We start from the raw sequence: 17,368 nt of genomic DNA, 5'->3' as shown, positions 1-17,368 counted from the left end.
TTAATAGTTAATAGTCGATTATGCTTCAATTAGCTCAATCTTAATCCGCTTGCCTAATACTCTAGCTGCTCGATCGAGAGTATTGAGAGTTACTGAAGTATTCTCTGGATCTAGCAATCGATCGACTGCTGCACGACTCGTACCCATCGCTTTTGCTACACCAGTTTTGGTCATCTGCTTAGTTTCGATTTCTTGCTGGAGTTGCCAAGCGATGACTCTTTTGATAGCGATCTCATTAACTTGAGTAAGTAAATTTTCTTCATCTAAGAAATTATCGAAAGAAGAGCCGATATGAGGATTGCTACTTTTCATCTGCTGTCTCTAGGAAGTAGGGTGTGTTAGCGACAGCGTAACGCACCCTACAATTACTTTTTACTCGATTCTACCAAATTAGATTCAACCTGTTCTGATAAAGCATTTGAGATCGATCCAGGATCGATCGAGTGTCCGATAAATACTAGTTTAGTTTCCCGTGGCTCGTCAGTGCGCCAAGGTCGATCGTAAAATTGCTCGAACCGATTCCCCACACCTTGAATGACTAGCCGCATCGGTTTATTTGGTACGGCGACAAATCCTTTGATCCGGTAGATTTCCTGTTGGGAAACGAGCAGTTCTAATTTTTGGCGCAATTGTTCGGGGTCAAATTCGCGATCGATAATCAGATTAATCGAGTTAATATCATCATCATGATCGTGGTCTTCTTCGGTATCGTGATGGCTGGGATGTTCTTCGAGATGGTCTTCTACAGCCGCATTCAATCCCAAGATGGTATCTACATCTACAATGCCGCGATCGCTAGTAACTATTTTCACCGATCGCGGGAGTTCTTGGTTAATTAGATCGATCGTTTGTTGATATTGCTCGGCACTCACCAGATCGGCTTTATTCAAAATCACCAAGTCCGCGCAAGCCAACTGATCCTCAAATAATTCCTGCAAAGGAGTCTCATGATCTAGATTTTCATCCTCCAACCTGAGCGCGTCCACAGCCGCCGGATCGCTAGCAAACCTCCCATCGGCCACCGCATCGCAATCAACCACCGTAATCACCGCATCTACCGTCGCAGCAGTGCGAATTTCTGGCCATCTGAAGGCAGTAATCAGCGGCTTGGGTAGTGCCAAACCAGAAGTCTCAATCAAAATACAGTCAATGTCATCCCGACGCGCAATCAGAGCTTGCATCGTGGGGAGAAATTCTTCTTGTACCGTACAGCACAAGCAACCATTAGTTAGCTCGACAATATTGCTAGGTGCTTCAATTTCATCATCGGGGCAAACTTGACAGGAGCGCAACAGCTCACCATCGATGCCCAATTCGCCAAATTCATTGACAATAACGGCAATGCGTCGCCCTTGATTGTGAGTGAGTAAATGTCGAATCAGCGTAGTTTTGCCACTACCCAAGAATCCAGTAATGACGGTGACGGGAATTTTTTTTGCCATGTTAAATTAATTGATGATTGATAATTGCGGATGCCTAACTCGTTCCGTAAGCGCAGGCGTTGCTGACCCTCTACCCTCTCATCACAGTTAACCTCTGACTTTCGCCGGAGGTCTAATAAGTCACGATCGATCGAGCTTTTAGTTTACCGTAATTAATCGATGCAGCCACCCATATAGCCTTGAAAAATATTTTATGTCCGAAAATCGTATTCGAGTAGCCAAAGACAAAGCTGAACTAGTCAAATCATTGATTGCATCGACTGAAAATAATAGTCCCTTTCAGACTTACGCCGATGTGATTTTATTTGCAGCCGTATTAGGTGCCAAACAAAAACAGCGCATCCCCCTGGGCGAAATTTCCAAGAAAGAGCCAGGGCCAATTAGTATCGAGATCTTTATCGCTCGTGGTTACGATCCGGTGATGAAACTAATTGCGATCGCAGCTACCGAAAATATTAACGTTATTTCGCCAGATCGAGCTGACTTTGAACAGCAGCGGATTGGGATCTTCGAGGAGTATGCTAATGGTGGACTGGATCTGATCGATCGAGAGTTGTGCGGTGCGGTAGACTATACCGAGCGGATTTTACTGATGCTCTCAGTCGATGCTTCGCGGCAAACTTCTAGATCGCCAAATTCGATCGGATCTAATTCGATGGGAGAAGATCCCACGACAACCGCTTCAGCCGAGTTCGATTTGAGAAAATTTTTGGGTTAAATTGGGCTAAATATGTTTCAAAGAAACAAAACCAACTAAACTAAAGTCAGTTAATTGTATGCGTCCATCATTCCACCTAACGGGGAATGCCGTTACTTGGAGATAATATTATGAACGTTCTGCTCCTATATCCTCGTTTTCCGAAAAGCTTTTGGTCGTTTGAGAAAATGATCGAGCTGATGGGTCGCAAAGCTCTGATCCCACCACTGGGATTGATCACCGTTGCCGCCATCTTGCCTCAAGAGTGGAACTTTAAGCTCGTCGATTTGAACGTTCGGGAAGTTACCGAAGCTGAGTGGAGTTGGTCGGAGTTGGTGATTTGCTCGGCAATGATCGTTCAAAAACCAGATTTACTCGCCCAGATTCAAGAAGCCAAACGTCGGGGCAAACGCGTCGCCGTCGGTGGCCCTTATCCCACCGCTTTACCTCATGAGGTGTCAGAGGTTGGGGCAGATTATTTAATTTTAGATGAAGGCGAACTGACGATCCCCTTATTTGTCGAAGCAGTCAAACAAGGGCAAATATCCGGCACCTTCCGCGCACCCAATGGCGAACGTCCAGATGTTACTACCACTCCGATTCCCCGCTTTGAACTGCTAGACTTCGATGCCTATGCTGAGATGTCCGTCCAGTTTTCGCGGGGTTGTCCATTCCAGTGCGAGTTCTGCGATATCATCGTCCTCTACGGTCGCAAACCTCGGACTAAAGATCCAGAGCAAATGCTCAAAGAACTCGATCGGCTGTACGAATTGGGTTGGCGGCGGAGTATCTTTATGGTGGATGACAACTTCATCGGCAACAAACGCAACGTCAAACTGTTGCTGAAAGAACTATTACCGTGGATGGTCGAACATAAGTATCCCTTCTCCTTTGCGACTGAAGCGTCAGTAGATTTGGCAAACGACCAAGAGCTGATGGATATGATGGTGCAGTGTAACTTTGGCTCCGTCTTCCTGGGGATTGAAACTCCAGATGAGGAAAGCCTCGCACTGACTCAAAAACATCAAAATACCCGCAGTTCCCTGAGTGAAGCAGTCGAACGCATTGCTAAATCGGGGATGCGCGTCATGGCTGGATTTATCATCGGCTTCGATGGTGAGAAAACAGGTGCGGGACAACGCATCGTCAAATTTGTCGAACAGACAAATATTCCCACCGCCGTATTTAGTATGCTCCAAGCATTGCCAGATACCGCTCTATCCCATCGATTGGCAAAAGAAGGCAGACTACGCGGTACGGCAGATGGCAACATCAACCAAACCACGCTGATGAACTTCGTTCCCACGCGTCCGCTCGAAGAAATCGCCGTCGAGTATATGGATGCTTTCGATGACTTATACGAGCCATCCAAATTCCTCGATCGCACTTACCGTCATTTTCTCACGCTCGGTGAAGCTACCTATCCTGATAAAGGTGAAGGTCGCAAGAAAGAGTTTAGTTGGATGGTCATCCGCGCGCTCCTAATTATCTGCTGGCGACAAGGAGTAGTTCGCTCTACTCGTTGGCAGTTCTGGCGCAACCTCTGGAGCATGTACAAGCTCAATCCAGGTGGGGTTAGTAGTTATTTGGTGACATGTGCCCAAATCGAACATTTCCTAGAGTACAGAGGCATCGTCCGCCGCGAGATCGGATCTCAATTGGCAGAATTTCTGGCAGATGAAGCCAGAATCAAAGCAGCAGAAAAAGTCGAGTCAGTAGAGGCTCTAGAAACGGCTGTCTAATCAATAGACATTATTTCCAGGATTCAGGGTAGGGGCAATTGATGAATTGCCCCTACCCTGAATTTTTAGGATATTTTGGAGGCTAGTTATTTGAGTAGTCTTCGATTACTTCCGGCTTTTTCTGTTCTTGATGTATCGCCCACATCTGGCGATAAGCTGCTTCCATGTCTAATGTGAACTGTTTAGCATTCCAGACAGGTGCAGTCGTGCGTCCCGATCGCAGTTTACCAGCGATTTTGTCTCGGAGGTCGCGATCGAGTCCCAATTTGACTCCCCACTCGATATACTCCTGCTGATTCCAAGCAATCCCTTCAGTAATTCCCGCATTGAGCATGAAGGTGTAACTATTGCGTGCTGCAAATTGTTGTCCCACTTGAGTCACCATCGGAATCCCCATCCACAGAGTTTCGAGAGTGGTGGTGGCACCATTGTAGGGGAAAGTGTCGAGGACGATATCCGCGATCGCGAGATTAGCTCGATGGGTGGGTTCATCAGGCACACCATCTAAGAATCTTAACCGATCTAAACTTATACCTTCCTCTTCAGCAATTTTGCCAAAGAAATTTTGAATTACGCTCGGATCGCTTTTTCCTTTAATTAAGAAATAGCTGTTCGGTACTGACTTGATAATACGCATTTGACATCTAATATTATCGGGATGGCGTTTGTAACCAGATTGACTGCTAAAATAAATCACCGCATCATCAGGGATATTTAAGTCTTGACGACGCAGTGTTGGAATCCCAATTTCAAACCCATCCACCGCTAAATATGTCTGTGGTAATCGCCAAATTTTTTCCTGATAGTACTCTTGAGCATCATTTGGCAAGACATACGGATCGGCGATAAAGTAGTCTATTGCGGGAATTCCACTAGCATCCCAACCCAACCAGGATACTTGGACTGGTGCGGGTTTATAAGCCATAACCAAACCAGTCAAATCAAAGGTTAGGCTGTCTAGATCGATTAATATATCAATTTCATCTGCTTTAATTTGAGCAGCAACTTCCTGTGGATGATTGCTGAAATAGTAACTAATATCTACTTTGTCTCTAAACCATTTATGATTAAACTCATCTTCTTTGCTTAAATTCAAACAGTAGATAAAAGTTTGAAAAGATTTCCGATCGTGATGATGGATCAGCCATCTACTCAACCAGCCAACTGAATGTGTTTTTAGTGTAGAAGCAATATATCCAATTCGCAAGCATCCGACTTTTTTCTGAAGAGATAAGTCAAATTCTGATTTCAAACAAACTAATCCAATATTGTTCTGATAAATATTAGCTATTTTATTTTGTAATGACTTGTTGATTTTGGGATTATCCTCGATATAAGGGAAGAAAAAAGAAGAGACTAGTAGTCGCTGAACTTGTACTTCGCTTGATTTTTGGGAATATTTCTCTGTGATTTCTAAAAGTATACCGCGATGTAAATCAACTAGTTCAGCCGCATTTTCCCAATTGCCAGCCGTAAAATACGCTCTTTGAATCAAATAACTAGCAAATAACTTTTGAAAAACTCCTGAAGATATTCTGTCGTATTCTTTGGCTGTAGCTATCGCCCGATCGTATAGTCCTTCTAAACAGTACAATCCACTCAAAATAGCAATTGTGCCTAAATTGTTTGGATCGATTTCATTACAAATTTCAGCTAATTTAATTGCAAAAGCCCAAATTTTTTCGCGATGAAAAAGATTAAAAGCAGTATTTGTTGTTCGATAAATTAGTGGTTCTCTGTTTTCTTTAACTAAACTTAATACAAGTTTAATAGCTTCTAAGCTTACATCTGTTTGCAGTGATATTAATCCTCTAAGGCATCCATCTAGCAACTCTTCTGGGAAATCATCTAGATTATCTGTTGCTGAAAGTAGATCGTTAACTTGCCATTGAATTAGGCACTCTGGAGTAAGCCGATCGATCGAATGTGCTAGCACAATTGATTTTAGAATATTTTCTAACCGATCTGGTGCGATCGCAATAATATGCTGGCGCAGCAACCATGCTTGCTCTAAATGAGATAATTGAGCTAAACTCTCAGCTTTTTGATCTAAAGCTAATACCAACTCATTAGTAAGATTGTCAATTTCATCAGTTGCTGATAGAGGTGTAAACCAAGCAAGTTGGGCATCATCTTCTCTATCTGCTAATAAATAGGCAATACCTAAATTCCAATAATGACTGGCACATGTCTCATCAATCGAGATTTGATTTTCATAAAAACCTATTGCATCGAATGCTGAATCTACCGTTGACTCAGTTGAAGTAGATATTGAAGCTAGCATAACTTGAACCCTGATGAAATATCTGCAATATCATATATAAACAATACTGACCCGATCGACCCGATCTCCGCTCTATCATAAAACAATAGACTGAGGAGAAATATAGTATATCGCTATTTATTTAGGATGATATTTAATTCTAACTGGAATATATCGATCTACAAAATGAGGTAATTACTGAATAAAAATACTCGATTAGATCGACCATCAGTATATTTACATAAGGATTAATTAAATCTAAAGCGATCGGTAATCAGCAGAAGAACAGGAGATTGCTGTTGTTGGACTTGTTGCTGTTGAGTCGAGCGTCGGACTAACACTAGTTCCTGAACCAGATGAAACTGCTTCACAAATAATACTACTAATTACACCTTGATTATTAGCATTGACAAATCGAACACTACCACCTTGATACATTTTCACAGAACTATCTTGATTAGTTACGGTGATTTTACTAGTATCTTGGGTGGCATCGAGGTTATAAGTATAATTTATACTATTATAAGTATTGGTACCAAACATAGTGCCAGTTGCCAAGATATCAAATGAAGTAGCAAAAGTAGAATTTTCCGCGCGATAGGCAGTTTGAACGCGATTGACTAATCCAATATTGTGCTTGGCTTCTGCCTGTTTAGCTTTTGCGCTTTGACTGAGGAAGCTAGGTAATGCGATTCCTGCTAAGATACCAAGAATTATAATCACAACTAATAGTTCTACGAGTGTAAAACCTTCGTCGCGTTGATGGTGGAGGTTTTGAATAAATTTAGCTTGTAGTTCGATCTCCATGTTCCGGCATGTTCGATTAAGTTCTTATCTCTGGGTAAAAAATTACCCTAAGCTAATTTCAACTTAGGGTAATTGCACTGGTACTTAACAGTAAAGATTTTGGCTTACAGTGCTTTGTAACCAGTGGCGGGACATGCGACAGCACTTGTTTGCACTCGTGCAGTTTCCGTCAGGCCAGGAGCTGTCGAAGTACCAGAGCCGGGCGTAAGAGCTTCACAAACGACGCTAGCAATAACACTGGCACTGCTTTCATTAATGAATCTTACAGTACCACCACTATAAGTCTTGAGCGCAGTATCTGCCGTACCTGCTATAAGTGTGGTTGTATCTTGACCCGCAGCCAGAGTATAGGTATAGCTCGTACTTGTAAATGAAGCACCTCCAGACATAGTACCAGTTGCTAGTACATCAAAGGTGGTTGCAAACGCAGAATTTTCAGAACGATAAGCAGTCTGAACGCGATTGACTAAACCGATATTTTGTTTAGCTTCAGTTTGCTTGGCTTTGGCACCTTGGCTGAGGAAGTTGGGTAGTGCGATCGCAGCGAGAATACCGATGATAATAATTACAACTAACAATTCTACTAAGGTAAATCCTTTTTCGCTTTGTTTGCGGTTGAGGTGTTGGATGAATTTAGCTTTTAGTTCAGTTCTCATTTTGATTGTTTCCGTAAGGGTTGGGGTTGTTTCTTTGCTTCGTGTCCTCAGCTTACCCACTTCTTTCAAGTTACCTATCACCCTATGCAAACTATTTTTAAAATATATTTTGGCAGGGGCGGTTATCCCACTTAAACCCCAAAAAAATCCCCTCCCAGGAGGGGTGCCCAACGGGCGGGGTGGGTGGATCTCCGCCACTTATCAGTCATTCCTGATGGCTTTCTCGATCGATCTCCCGATCGAGATCTTAGAGTTGTAGTTTTGAGAGAGTTGTAGTTTTGAGTGACTTGGAGGTGGATGGTGATAGCGGAGATCTGACCCACCCCACCCTTCGGGCACCCCTCCTGGGAGGGGACTTTTTACTCGTTCATGGTTTTGAAGGTGGCTACTGCTGATGGTGACTGTCCGGTGAGGTAGCGGAAGATCCAGTATTTGAAGACTGTATCGATCAAGACGGGGAAGGTGGCGATGAATAGGGAGTTGAACTCGGTGTTTTCGGCAATACCGAGATGTTTGGCGGTACCTGCGAGGATCACTTCCCAGCCGTGGGGGGAGTGAAAACCGACGAAGGTATCGGTGAGGAGGATGATCGTAAAGGCTTTGGCGGTGTCGCTGAGTCCCGATACGAGATCGCCGAGGAAGGATTTGAGGATCTCGATCTGTCGTTTGCTATTGGTAATCAACCAGGCAAAGGTAATTATTGATAAGATGTCGGCGAACCAATTTTTGACGGCTCCAGCACTTTGACGGTAGAAGCTGAGTTTGATTTCTTGGGCTTTTTCCTGAACTTTTTCCTCCATCTGCTCGGCTGTGAGCTTGGGTATCAATCCAACCATATGCTTGAATTTGAGGTTCTTTTCAAACATTTCCATTTCCTCGAATGCCTCTTGTGCGAGGTTGACATTGAGGAAGACATCTGAGTGATGGTAGGTGCGGTATGAATCGACGATGGGGCCAACTAGGACTATTTTGGAGATGTATTGGACGAGTAGTGGTACTAAAATCAGCATCAGGATAAACCGTAGTGCCGATCGAGTTTTAGTCTGATTGAAGCGGTAGTTTTGGATGACTTGAATTTCGGCTTTGGGGTTGAGATCTTGCTGAATCCGCCGAAAGGTAGAGATCAGGGAGGGATCGATGATGGGTTTTTTATTAATATTGTCATCCGATCGCACTGGTCGAATTGGCATATTATTAGATTGGCCACCGATGGTAGAAGAGGGGGTATTTGTCAGGTTGGCTGGCGCAGATCGATCGATTGCCAAGGAGCTACCTTCGCCTGGTGGTGCGATGAAATCGATCGCGCGTTGACCGAAATTCGATCTTTGATTGTCAGGATTGGCTGCGGGTTGAGTATTATCGGCATAACGAGTCAAAATATCATCGATAAAGCTGAGTTTCTCTAGGATTCGCGCCTCATATTCGATATCCTGAGTATATGGATTGATATCATTGAATCCCTGAGAGTCGAATTGTTGACTGTCAGGCGGTTGGGAATAGTTATTCCCGGTGACTGTGCGACTGGTTTGAAACTCGGCTAGTCGGATGCGGACAATCTTGAGATATTTATGGAGATCGTTCTGAAAGTAGGTAGCGACTTGATTGTTGGTTGCAGAGATGGCGACCTTTTCACCACCAAAATGCTCATCTTCGATCGCTTTGATTTTCAGAGCTGCTTTGTAGGCTTCATCCAGTGCTCGATCGGCTGTACGATAAAACCACTGATTTGCGCGTACCCAGTATTGACCGAGTTTGCTTTGCATAGGGGATAGTGAAGGGTGGATGGCGAAAAGTGCGGTCTTGGGGTTTCCCATCTGGGCGGGAGACCCGTCCAGACAAGTAAAGCACCTTTTCAAGACAGTGAATGGTGGATGGTGAATGGGATGAATGCCCCTAGTCTCCCCATCCCCTCTCCTGGTAGAATCGAGCGTTGGAGCTAAAAGCGTGTTAGGTAAAGCAATTTGGATTGAGGGTGGAACGCGCAGTGGGAAGACAGACGGGCTGGTTGCTCAATTTTGTCAGTGGTTGGACGATCGAGTTGTGGTGGGTAAACATTCACACCAGAATTCCAAAATTTTAGTGCTGGCTGGGAATGATGATAGTAAGCGAGATATTGGCGATAGATTAATCGGCAAAACTCAGGGCAAATACCCCATTTCAACAAAGACGACGATCGGGTTTATTCAAGAGGAGGTTTTATTATTTTACCCTCTCCTGATTCAGGAATTAAAGCTACCCGCGTATATTCCCCTGAGATTGCGTCCTGAGACAGAACAAGATCTGGCGACGAAATTGTGGCAGCCAGCCATAGAACGCCTCAACTGGCGCGAAATTGCCCCCTCTGAGTACCGATTTGTGCGGCGGGTGCTAGATTTACTCCAATTGGCTGCTTATAGTTGTACGCCATTGGCAGATTTACCAGAAATCCTCACTCAGGGATTTGGAGCTGGTGAGGATAGCGACATTTATCAGTGTGTGGAGTCATTAGCAGCCGAGTGGCGAGATTGGTGTCTCGATCGCGGCTTGCTGACTTATGGCATCATGACAGAGTTGTATTGGCGGCATTTACTACCGCATCCTGAGTATCAACGGCGTTTACGCGATCGATATTGGGTGGTATTAGCAGATGATGTCGATGATTATCCCGCGATCGGACGACAGATTTGTGAGTTCTTACTCGATGCTGGTGTCTGGGGAGCCTTTAGTTACAATCCCGACGGCATGGTGAGGCTGGGTTTGAGTGCCGATCCCGATTATTTATTAGGTTTAAAATCTCGATGTCAGCCAGTCATTTATTTAGACTCGATCGATTCAAACTTATTTGTCGATCGTAATTCTAGCATCGAGGCGATCGTCCAAGCCGTAATTAATCCAGGCAATGTACCGCCGCTACCTAATAGTATTAGGGCGATCGAAACTCGCACCCGTGGCGAAATGCTCAAAGTTACCGCTCTAAAAGCGATCGAACTAATTACCAGCGGTAAAGTTGCACCTGGGGAGATCGCCATAATTGCACCTGGTTTAGATGCAGTTTCCCGATCTACCATTACCGATATTTTCACCCAACATCAGATCCCGATTGCCTCCCTCAACGCGCAATTACCACTAAATAGCGATCCAGGCGTTCGCGCTCTACTTACCCTGATGGCGTTAACCTATCCAAATTTAGGACAGCTCACTAGCCGCGATGAAATTGCCGATTTGCTCGTCACCCTCAGTCCAATTTATCCACCCACAAATTCTACTGTAATTTCCAGCCCCCTTCTAAAAGAATCCAAAATCCAAAATCCAAAATCCAAAATCCAACTAACATCGATCGACCCCGTGCGGGCAGGTTTACTCGCCGACTACTGTTATGCGCCCTCCCTATCCCAGCCGCGCCTCCTACTCTATACTAATTTCCCGCGCTGGGATCGTCTCGGTGCGAGTGCAACTAGGGCTTACGATCGAATTCTCGCGTGGGTAGAGCGAGTCCAGCAACAACAGCCATCACCTCTGAATCTCTTGACTGATGCGATCGGTTATTTTTTCCAGCAGGGCAGTTATTTACCATTCGATCGACTTTCAGCCCTGCGGGAACTAATGGAAACCGCTCAACACTACTGGCAAGTAGCCGAACGTACGCACACCACGGCGGAATATCTCGAATCAGCCCATCAGATTACCGCGCAATTTATCTTGCTGCTCCGCCAAGGGACGATTACTGCTAATCCCTACCCCGTCAGTCAATTACAACCACAGCATCAGGCTGTTACCCTGTCAAATATCTTTCAATACCGCGCTAGCAAGCGATCGCACCCCTATCATTTTTGGCTGGATGTCGGTTCGCCATTATGGGCAGAAGGTGGAGCAGCGACGCTCTACGGTGCCAATCTATTGCTCAAGGCTAATGCGGGTAAAATCTGGACGGAAGCCGACACCCAAACCAGTAACGAACAACGTCTAGAGCGGATCCTCCGCGATCTACTCGCGCGGGCGAACGATCGACTCTACCTCTGCAATAGCGATCTCGCCACTAACGGACAAGAACAAGTCGGTGCGCTGCTCACACTAGTAAATGGGGTTACAAATTTAGGTGATGTTTAAATAACTTCAGTTCGGGATAAGGAAAACTGACTTGCTCCGTTCAAGCACAGCCCCGATCTAAGAACCCATTTGGGATCTTCTAGTGAGATGCTAAGTGGTAAACGACGAGAATTTGTGGGGTGCGGGTTTTGTTAGTGTGGGCAGAACCCGGATCTGGGGGTTCCGACCCCCAGACCCCCCGTTGAGAGGCGGAACGCCGCCCCTCAAACTCCCCTGCGTATGGATGGCGTGTGTGCTAGCTTGGAGCGGCATTCACTTCACTCTAGATTGTAGTTAGGAGTTACTTGACTAGAATTTAGTCTAAGCGTAGATTTCACCAACATTTATCAATCGGTTCCTTCGGAAAAAATCTCAAATGGGTTCTTCTGTGACAAGCTGAACGGTGGACGTAGAAAAATTGTGGGGATCGGGTTCTGTCCCCGCCAGAAATAATTGCAACTCGCAAGTTCTATTCGTTTACCGCTCCGCTTATCACCAATATTTAACTGAGCCACTAAGCGATCTGCGTCGTTGGAGGATAAAAACGCGCCAGAGCGTTAATTAGTGCCAAGGGTTTGGTAATCAATAGATCTGGCTGTCGATCCATCAGCGCAGTCGGAGCATTAAATCCCCAGCCCACAGCAACGACGCGGATTTCGATCGATCGAGCAGCTTGAATATCGCGAATTTCATCACCGATATAAATTACGTCAGACTTAGAACAATGGTATTGCTTAATCAACCGACCGATCGTTTTTCCCTTACCAAAAGTAGACGCAGTAGTCACAAAATCAAACAGATGCTCGATTTGATTTTGACTCAAGAGCGATCGAATATTTGCCTCTGCATTGGAACTGACAATCCCCAATCGATAGCCCTGAAGTTTGAGCGTATTTAAGAGTTCGATCACACCTGGAAATAATCTGACATTGCTAACTTCTCCAGGAAATTCTTCTTTAACTCGCTTCAATAAGAACGGAAGCTTCCACAAAGCAACTTTAGATAGCTTGATAATTTCCCAGGAACTGAGATATTTGAGATTGGCTAATTGCTCATCACTAATCTGTGGGTAGCCAAATTCGGGTGCCAATCGATTGCTAATTCGCAGCAATGCACCTAAAGTATCCGCTAGGGTACCATCAAAATCAAAAATGATAAGTTTAGAATTGTTACGCATTTGTGAGAAGCCGAGCCTGGTTTTAAGATTGTAATCTAATTAACGTTCGATTGCGATCCCAAAGTATGAAGATTTGCGATGGCATTGCGTCGCCACATTGCTGGCTTAATTCTACGCAATGCAGAGCCTCTATAGCTGCGATCCCACTCCTCATCTGTCAGCGATCCCAGTTCGGTTAATGTGTGAGCGAGATTACTTGGATAAGGCTGAAAATCAGTTACATCTGTAGGTTGAGCGAATCTTTGATTCCACGGACAGACATCTTGGCAAATATCACAGCCAGCTACCCAGCCTTGGAGATGGTTGGCGATTTCTGGGGGTAAGGTTTCGGCGCGATTTTCGATCGTATGATAAGCAATACATCGATTGGCATCGACAACAAAAGGTTGGGTAATTGCGCCAGTCGGACAAGCAGAAATGCACCGCGTACATGTGCCACAGTGTTGTGCGTGGGGATCGCTAGGAATCAGTTGTAGATTGGTGACAATTTCGCCTAAAAATATCCACGAACCATATTGACGATTGATGACATTTCCGTTTTTGCCAACCCAACCAATTCCCGCAGCTTGCGCCCAGTATTTATCTTGAATCGGCCCAGTATCGACATAGTAACGTGCCTCTACATCATCGAACGATTGAATCAGCCAAGTGGTTAGTTGTTTGAGTTTTTTTGTTAATACTTTATGATAGTCTCGACCCCAAGCATAACGGGCGATTTTGGCATGATCTGGACTTGCTGGACGTTGGTGGGGGGTGTAATAGTTGAGTGCTACCGCAATTACTGTTTTGGCGGAGGGCATGAGCTGGTAGATGTCCTGACGGCGGGGGTCTGACATCCATGCCATCTCAGCCTGGTAGCCCAACGATAACCACTCTTGGAGGCGTGTTGCAGCGGTCTGGGTACTATTGGGATCGATCGAAGCTATACCGACGGCGTGGAAGCCAATTTCACGGGCACGATCTTCGATTTGTTGGGTGAGATCGTTCATGGTTAGGGGTTAGAGGGTAAGGGGTAGCCTAGAGCCTAAAGCCTACCCTTTGTGATTTTGAGATTTGAAGCGTCCGGCGATGAAATCGCGGCGGGTGGCGTGCTTGGTATCTCTCCCTGTGACTCGTTTGCGCCACATGCGGAAGCTGGAGGCTTTCATCTCGCGGCGCATCAGGGCGATAACTTGTGGTTCAGACAAACCAAATTGCAGTTCGATTGATTCAAACGTAGTGCGATCTTCCCAAGCCATTTCGAGGACTCGATCGATCGTTTCGGAATCTAATTCAGGTAATTCCATGACTATTATTCAAGTAGCAATTATTTGGAGGATAAATTAGCGATTTAGTGTCTGGTGCGTTACGCTCTCGCTAACACACCCTACAACTCAAACTTATTTATTTAATTCTAGACGATCGCCCAAAGCCCAAAGCCTAAAGCCTAACTCGCGCCACTGATTGGGCGAACACTTGTCTGAAACCATCTTTGCGAATTGTGGCTGGTTCGTTTGTCAATTTCCACAGTGTTTCGTAGAAAAAGAAAGATACTCCAGCTAAACCTTGTTGACGAACTGCGGCGATTTGGGTTTGAATTTGTTTCATCGGGATTGGCTTTGGTTTTACACCAGTCAAAATCCCGATGCCAACGGGGATATGTTGACTGGCTAGTTTTACTTCTGGTTTTTGAAGTTCGCCGACAAATGTTTCTAATTTATCTCGATAAACTTGGATGAGTAGTTCTTCGACTAATCCTTGCCGTTCCCATTTTGCCCAGTCTTGGAGAAAGAAACTTTTAGCGAAGCTTTGAGGATTGGGTGAGACAGAAACGATCGCTTTAGGATTTGTTGCTTTAATTGCTGCAAATAAGTCGCGCATTAAATCTGTGATTTTATCAGCCCGCCAGTTAATCCATTCTTCATTTTTAGGATCTTGAGGCGGTAGTTTGCCTTGATGTTCGCGCTTGTAGAGATCGACGGTAAATTTGTCGTATCCAAATTCTGAAGGTAATCCAAAGTGATCGTCAAATTGAATCCCATCTACATCATATTTGCCGACTACTTCAACTACTAAATCGATGATAAACTGTTTGACTTCAGGCTTGAAGGGATTGAGCCAAACGCGTGGATCTTTACCTTCTTTCCAAGTTGTGCCGCCATCTTGTTTTTGAGTCAGCCAATCGGGATGAAGTTTGGCTAAATCGGAGCCAGCCGGATCGGTAGTTGCAGGTGCCATGAACCCAAATTCAAACCAGGGAATTACGGCTATTCCTTGTTTGTGTCCCTGAGTTACCATTTCTTTGAGCACGTCGCGTCCTTCCAATCCCTCGGTACGACGAAGCTCTCGATTAATTAATAATCCTGCCGATTTTTTGGGCATAAAACTACTACCGACTACTCTTTTGGCCACTTTGCTGGGATAGGTGGTGTAGCCCCAGTTCCAAACTACTGGGTAAATAGTATTAAAGTTTAATGAGCGTAGGTCTTTAATTGCTGTGGCTAATCGATCGCGTGTAAATAAAACGTCACTATCAACGTTCGTAATCCACACGCCGCGAATTTCTCTAATTGGTTTGGTTGCCTGGGATGAGATTGGAGTGATGAGGGACAATACCAGTCCCAAAATTAGGCATAATCCCAACCAAAATTTACGATCGAACATTTCAGTCTTTATCTAAGTAATTTATTATATTAGCCTACATTCGATCGATTACATTTTTCTTGCGCTCGATCGTCCAATGTAGCTCGGAGGATTGGGTTAATTTTATCTGAAGCAATCCAACGCGATCGATTAGCTCTTGAACTTCAGCGATCGTCAGGGCAGCTTTGAGTGAATCACGGAATAACTGCTGTTGATGGGCATCATAATCTCCACCAATTTTTGCAACTAAATCATTGACAATATCGTCATTTTCTGGTCTGATTAAGTCGCGAATTAAGATCGCTCCATCTAGTTTAACCAACCGCTGTATTTCAGCAAAAAGGGATAATGGATTTGGCAGATGATGCACTAAACTATTAGAAACTACCAGATCGAATTCTAGATTTGGATATGGCATCCGTTTAGAATCTACCCGCTCTAATTTAATCCGCTGTGTTAATTTAGCCTCTTCTACATTTCGACGACCGATAATCAGCATCGATTGTGCCAAATCTATCCCCGTAATCAGGTATTGTGGTCGTTGTTGACACATCAGGATGGGAATACGCGCCGTCCCTGTACCGATATCCAGAATTGTGACGGCATGGGGATCGGCATCGATCGCATCTGTTGCAAATGCCGTATTTACAGAGCTAAAATCCATTGCATCATAGGCTGTTGCTTCGAGCCATGTATCCATGACTTCCGGTTCGAGAATTCTATCCATGTTTTGGCGATGGTCGATCGAGTCCATTCTAGTAGATCCGCGTTTGTCGTAGCAGGATTACGCATTAGACCTCCTGCGAAAGTAATTGAAGATTGGTGCAGGCTCAGAACTACCCTCTACCCTCTACCCCTAAAGCCTCAAAGCCTTCCTACCCCTAAAGCCTAAAGCCTTCCTACCCTCAAGGATGCGTCGAACCGTCAGGCATAGTTGCTCCAGTCAAACTTGCACCATCTAGCTTTGTACCTGTCAAGATGGCATGACGTAGATTGGCATAAGACAGATCCGCATTACTTAAATCTGCACCTGTAAAATTAGCATTAGTTAGATCCACCTGTTGAAGTTCAGCAAATCTAAGATCCGCATTTGAGAAATTGGTATTCCGCACTACAGCTCCTTTTAGCTTGGCATAGACTAGTTTCGCACGATCTAAATTCGCGCCGACGAGATTGGTACCGATCGATTTGGCTCCATAAACAGCAGCTCGATCGAAATTTGTGCCAGTCAAATTAGCCCCACTCAAATCGGCATCATTGACGATAATATTCTCTGGTTTGATATTCTGATGCAGGATCGCAGGCATGAGCTGATGAAGATACTTGAGAATTTCTAACACAGCAGCGGCTACCAGTTTAAGATCCGATGGTGGGAGTTCGCCGATCTCTGCTAGCGAGATCCCTGGCTGATATGCTCTAACGACGCAGAATCCTGTCGGTGTAGCTAATGAATGCAGATAACGGGGAATATTAAGATGGTCGATCTGTTGTAAACGGTCGATTTCTGGTAAATAATTAGCATAGTCTGGGGACGAGTGACAATCGGGCATTTGCCACTATTTGATGACGACTAACCGATCTAAATTAATATCCTTAGCCAGATAAGTAGCCTGTTGCTGGGGATGCTCAGACAATTGCTCACATACTTGTTAGCCATAAATATTAAACTCAGGCAAATTATTGCTCGGTTGAATAGCTGCTCCAGTAACAGGCAAAGAATTGTCAGACTCATTCATGATTTGAGTGTTTGGACTAGATAAACCCCGTCCAACTTCAAACCCATAGTTTTCAAAGTATGAGACAATCTGATTCTGAGGAGTAAATTGAGGTCAACGCAAAGATGTTAAGAGTAGACTATGGTCGTTGGGCACAGACAGCTCAAATGTTGAGAGAACAA

General features: G+C 44.7%; 16 protein-coding genes. 3 read left to right on the top strand and 13 right to left on the bottom strand.

Features of this window, described 5'->3' with window-relative positions:
• Positions 1–18 precede the first annotated feature (18 nt).
• Together ACEW9J_RS01125 and cobW are read right to left on the bottom strand one after the other, a co-directional pair.
• Positions 19–312, bottom strand: a complete 294-nt coding sequence (locus ACEW9J_RS01125; RefSeq protein WP_373543312.1) for a helix-turn-helix domain-containing protein — start codon at positions 310–312, stop codon at positions 19–21.
• Positions 313–365: 53 nt separating this feature from the next.
• Entirely contained in the window at positions 366–1,442 is a 1,077-nt protein-coding gene (cobW, locus tag ACEW9J_RS01120) for a cobalamin biosynthesis protein CobW (protein ID WP_373543311.1), read from the bottom strand.
• Positions 1,443–1,635: 193 nt separating this feature from the next.
• Between cobW and ACEW9J_RS01115 the strand changes: the two genes are divergently transcribed.
• Together ACEW9J_RS01115 and ACEW9J_RS01110 are read left to right on the top strand one after the other, a co-directional pair.
• Positions 1,636–2,160, top strand: coding sequence for a DNA phosphorothioation-associated protein 4 (locus tag ACEW9J_RS01115; RefSeq protein ID WP_373543310.1), 525 nt, complete (start codon positions 1,636–1,638; stop codon positions 2,158–2,160).
• 110 nt (positions 2,161–2,270) lie between these two features.
• Positions 2,271–3,881, top strand: coding sequence for a B12-binding domain-containing radical SAM protein (locus ACEW9J_RS01110; RefSeq protein WP_373543309.1), 1,611 nt, complete (start codon positions 2,271–2,273; stop codon positions 3,879–3,881).
• An 82-nt stretch (positions 3,882–3,963) separates the two neighbouring features.
• Here the strand turns inward: ACEW9J_RS01110 and ACEW9J_RS01105 are convergent, their stop codons facing one another.
• The 5 genes from ACEW9J_RS01105 to ACEW9J_RS01085 all read right to left on the bottom strand — a co-directional run bounded on the left by ACEW9J_RS01105 (position 3,964) and on the right by ACEW9J_RS01085 (position 9,370).
• The gene (locus ACEW9J_RS01105; RefSeq protein ID WP_373543308.1) at positions 3,964–6,165 is read right to left on the bottom strand and encodes an O-linked N-acetylglucosamine transferase, SPINDLY family protein; all 2,202 of its coding nucleotides are present in this window, start codon (positions 6,163–6,165) and stop codon (positions 3,964–3,966) included.
• A gap of 237 nt (positions 6,166–6,402) precedes the next feature.
• Entirely contained in the window at positions 6,403–6,951 is a 549-nt protein-coding gene (locus ACEW9J_RS01100) for a type IV pilin-like G/H family protein (RefSeq protein ID WP_373543307.1), read from the bottom strand.
• Between the two features lie 104 nt (positions 6,952–7,055).
• Positions 7,056–7,607 (bottom strand): type IV pilin-like G/H family protein, encoded by a 552-nt coding sequence (locus ACEW9J_RS01095; RefSeq protein WP_373543306.1) that lies wholly within the window; start codon positions 7,605–7,607, stop codon positions 7,056–7,058.
• Positions 7,608–7,738: 131 nt separating this feature from the next.
• A complete protein-coding gene (locus ACEW9J_RS01090) occupies positions 7,739–7,930 on the bottom strand; it encodes a hypothetical protein (protein WP_373543305.1) in 192 nt (63 codons plus the stop codon).
• Positions 7,931–7,966: 36 nt separating this feature from the next.
• The gene (locus tag ACEW9J_RS01085; RefSeq protein ID WP_373543304.1) at positions 7,967–9,370 is read right to left on the bottom strand and encodes a proton extrusion protein PcxA; all 1,404 of its coding nucleotides are present in this window, start codon (positions 9,368–9,370) and stop codon (positions 7,967–7,969) included.
• 124 nt (positions 9,371–9,494) lie between these two features.
• Here ACEW9J_RS01085 and ACEW9J_RS01080 point away from each other — a divergent pair, with 124 nt between their 5' ends.
• Positions 9,495–11,693 (top strand): recombinase family protein, encoded by a 2,199-nt coding sequence (locus ACEW9J_RS01080; protein WP_373543303.1) that lies wholly within the window; start codon positions 9,495–9,497, stop codon positions 11,691–11,693.
• Between the two features lie 493 nt (positions 11,694–12,186).
• Here ACEW9J_RS01080 and ACEW9J_RS01075 read toward each other — a convergent pair whose 3' ends face one another.
• The 6 genes from ACEW9J_RS01075 to ACEW9J_RS01050 all read right to left on the bottom strand — a co-directional run bounded on the left by ACEW9J_RS01075 (position 12,187) and on the right by ACEW9J_RS01050 (position 17,021).
• Positions 12,187–12,849, bottom strand: coding sequence for an HAD-IA family hydrolase (locus ACEW9J_RS01075; RefSeq protein ID WP_373543302.1), 663 nt, complete (start codon positions 12,847–12,849; stop codon positions 12,187–12,189).
• Between the two features lie 35 nt (positions 12,850–12,884).
• A complete protein-coding gene (queG, locus tag ACEW9J_RS01070) occupies positions 12,885–13,838 on the bottom strand; it encodes a tRNA epoxyqueuosine(34) reductase QueG (RefSeq protein ID WP_373543301.1) in 954 nt (317 codons plus the stop codon).
• Positions 13,839–13,880: 42 nt separating this feature from the next.
• Positions 13,881–14,135 carry a TIGR03643 family protein gene (locus tag ACEW9J_RS01065; protein WP_373543300.1) on the bottom strand — a complete coding sequence of 85 codons (255 nt, stop codon included), beginning with the start codon at positions 14,133–14,135 and terminating at the stop codon, positions 13,881–13,883.
• A 133-nt stretch (positions 14,136–14,268) separates the two neighbouring features.
• The gene (locus ACEW9J_RS01060; RefSeq protein ID WP_373543299.1) at positions 14,269–15,492 is read right to left on the bottom strand and encodes a glycoside hydrolase family 10 protein; all 1,224 of its coding nucleotides are present in this window, start codon (positions 15,490–15,492) and stop codon (positions 14,269–14,271) included.
• A gap of 34 nt (positions 15,493–15,526) precedes the next feature.
• Positions 15,527–16,198, bottom strand: a complete 672-nt coding sequence (locus ACEW9J_RS01055) for a class I SAM-dependent methyltransferase (protein WP_373543321.1) — start codon at positions 16,196–16,198, stop codon at positions 15,527–15,529.
• A gap of 178 nt (positions 16,199–16,376) precedes the next feature.
• Positions 16,377–17,021, bottom strand: coding sequence for a pentapeptide repeat-containing protein (locus ACEW9J_RS01050; protein WP_373543298.1), 645 nt, complete (start codon positions 17,019–17,021; stop codon positions 16,377–16,379).
• Positions 17,022–17,368: the final 347 nt, after the last annotated feature.

The organism is Chamaesiphon sp. (genome assembly GCF_041737865.1).
GTDB lineage: Bacteria > Cyanobacteriota > Cyanobacteriia > Cyanobacteriales > Chamaesiphonaceae > Chamaesiphon.
Note: the sequence above shows the minus strand (reverse complement) of the source record. Positions and strands in the feature narration are given on the sequence as shown.